The organism is Chitinophaga sp. (assembly GCF_035564935.1).
Classification (GTDB): Bacteria; Bacteroidota; Bacteroidia; order Chitinophagales; family Chitinophagaceae; genus Chitinophaga.
In genome coordinates this window covers 1-2,843 of record NZ_DATMTE010000569.1, presented here as the reverse complement: position 1 = coordinate 2,843, position 2,843 = coordinate 1, and the positions used below count along the sequence as shown (strand labels likewise).

The window sequence follows — 2,843 nt, the reverse complement described above, 5'->3', positions numbered from 1 at the left end:
TAATAAAATATGATAATGTTTATATATTCAGCACATTAAAGCCAGAAGAGGAAATGATAGTTCCTGGAATGACCTATTCTCGGAGCAAAAGTGTAAATTTTCATCAGGCAATAAATAGGCTCCATTCCCCCCTTTTTTAATTATCCTTAGTAGTATAATAATTATAATCGTTCAGCACCGTTTCAAGAAAATAGGTATTCGAAAGCTCCGACTCAATATGCAGCACTTCCTTTACCCGCATCGCTACCCTGCCAGCAAGCTCGTCATCATTTGCCTTCAGCGCACGGTCCAGCAGGTCTTTCACTTTATTCATATCCCTGTCTGACAGTTTCATGATCTGCGGGAACTGCGGTTTGTAATCGCTGTTGGAAAGATCGCGGAAGATGGTTTCTTCAATACTGCCTTTCCTTTTGGTACTGATCACGATGGTACCGGCTACCAGGTCGCCCAGCCGTTGGTTATAAGGAGTGCGTACAATAGATACCGTAGGGATGATGACTGGCACCAGCATGAAAAAGTATAATGGTGTTTCTATGATACGGAATATCCATCTTATCAGGTGTTGGCTGATGCTTGGCTGGTTGCCCGTCATACTTACCACCTGCAGGTTCAGTATTTTTTTGCCGGGTGTTTGGCCTTTCATGCCTATTTCCGTGGCAGGGAAATAAAACAACAAGGGCAGCAGCACCAGGATGAAAAAGATGCCTATATGCCCTTCCATTTCTATGCGGAAGGAACTCAATGTCATATACGCTACCAGGTAGTAAAAGGCGCGGATGGCGAAATCGATGAGCCAGGCCAGGAATCTTTTCATGATATCTGCTGATTCAAATTCCAGGTCTATATTGAAAGAAGTCGGTATTTTTATATCTGCCATACTCAAATTTACATATTTGTTTATATATTGTTAAACGATTTAGTATGTTTGCCGGTATTTCCCCATTAGTAACCCATTACTGTAGGTGATATCTGTATTTTAAAAGGGAAAGGACTCACTATGAGAGAATCGCTGTTTATCAAAAAGAATTTGTCGCGCTGGAAGAAATACCAGGAGGAACCGACAGACGACCCTGATGAAATGGCGGAAAGATTTGTATCACTGCTAGATGATCTGTCTTACGCTAAAACTTTTTACAGCTTCAGTAAAGTAACCCGTTATATCAACGGTTTGGCTGCGGGTATTTATCACCGCATTTACCAGAACCGCAAGGAAGATGTAGGACGTTTCCAGTTATTTTTTAAATATGAATTACCGTTGTTGTTCCGCAAGCATCACCGGTTGTTATTGTTTACGCTTTGCTTCTTTTTATTGTTCTGTATTATCGGTGCATTTTCATCGGCACACGATGAAACCTTTGTGCGTGGCGTGTTAGGGGATGAATATGTGAATATGACGGAGCGGAATATTGCGAATAAAGATCCTTTCGGTGTGTACAAAGATGGTAACCCCATACTGATGTTTTTCCGGATTGCGTACAACAACATCATGGTATCTTTTTATTGCTATTTAGGTGGTATTTTCCTGGGTATTGGTTCACTGTACCTCTTGTTGCGCAATGGTGTGATGCTGGGTGTTTTCCAGTATATCTTTTTTTCGCACGGACTTGGCTGGAAATCTATCCTGGTGATCTGGATACATGGTACGTTGGAAATATCCAGTATCGTGATTGCAGGTTGCGCGGGTATCATTATGGGCAAAAGCATCCTGTTTCCCGGTACGCGGAAGAGGCTGGATTCCCTCCGCAAAGGCGCTAAAGACGGGATCAAGATCATGGTAACGCTGATACCTGTATTTATTGTAGCGGCTTTCCTGGAAAGTTTTGTGACCAGGTATACGGAGATGCCGCTGGCAGTTAGTCTTCTTATCCTCCTGGGTTCACTGGCCTTTATACTGGGTTATTTTATTTTTTATCCCATTTACCTGCATAAGAAAGGATATCGATTGAGTGCGGAAGGGAAAGTATTAACACCATTTATCCTTTCAAAGCAGTAACATGAATATTTTTCACCGGATTAAATATTGCCTGCTGTTATTGTTGCTTTGCGGGGCACTGCAAAGTATGGCGCAGTATGGGCAAACTCCCAGCACCAGGGAAGAACACGACAGTTTGCTGCAGGCGATGATCACAGAAGATAGCATTGCCACCGTAAATGCGGCAGCGGATGCTGAAGCAACTGCTGTTGAATCAAATGAAAATTATGAAGAAGAGGCGCCTCCCTTCGAATTGCGCACCGTACCTGATTCACTGGTGAAAACGCTGAAGGAAAATAAAAAGCTGCAGTATAAAGACATACCACCGGAACCACCACCGGACAACTCCTGGATGCAACGTTTTTTAGTGGCTTTATTTTCTGCCATCAGTACTATCCGCATTGTTGTAATGCTGTTATTGCTGGCGGGTTTGGGCTTCCTGGTATATTGGTTCATGAAAAGCAATGGCATTGGTTTCTTCCGTAAACCCAGGTTAATAGAAGGTTTAACAGAAGTACATGAAGAAGAACTTCACAGCGTGCAGGAGTATGAAGAGAAGATAAAAGCGGCGATAGCTGCAGGGGAAATGCGACAGGCCATCCGTTGGTGGTACCTGTATACCTTGTTCCAGCTGGCAGGCCGCGAACTGATAGTACCGGGAAGAGAGAAAACCAATAATGATTACCTGCGCAGTATGCGAAGCACCCCGTATTATAAAAAGTTTGCCACGCTCACATTGGACTATGAATATATCTGGTATGGAGGATTTAATGTAAGCGAGGAAAATTTCAGGAATATTAACCAGGAGTTCAGGGATTTTAATAACACAATCGGAAAAGTTTCGTGAAGAAGAAGCCTATATATGCGATCC

3 protein-coding genes are annotated in these 2,843 nt (G+C 42.9%); 2 read left to right on the top strand and 1 reads right to left on the bottom strand.

The annotated features are described in order from the left end of the window. Window positions 1-136 precede the first annotated feature (136 nt). Complete coding sequence (locus VN105_RS14715) at window positions 137-877, bottom strand: RDD family protein (protein WP_325642165.1); 741 nt, start codon at window positions 875-877, stop codon at window positions 137-139. 120 nt (window positions 878-997) lie between these two features. Here VN105_RS14715 and VN105_RS14710 point away from each other — a divergent pair, with 120 nt between their 5' ends. Both VN105_RS14710 and VN105_RS14705 read left to right on the top strand, forming a co-directional pair. Further along, entirely contained in the window at window positions 998-1,993 is a 996-nt protein-coding gene (locus VN105_RS14710) for a stage II sporulation protein M (RefSeq protein WP_325642163.1), read from the top strand. Window position 1,994: 1 nt separating this feature from the next. Then, the gene (locus tag VN105_RS14705) at window positions 1,995-2,819 is read left to right on the top strand and encodes a hypothetical protein (protein ID WP_325642161.1); all 825 of its coding nucleotides are present in this window, start codon (window positions 1,995-1,997) and stop codon (window positions 2,817-2,819) included. Window positions 2,820-2,843: the final 24 nt, after the last annotated feature.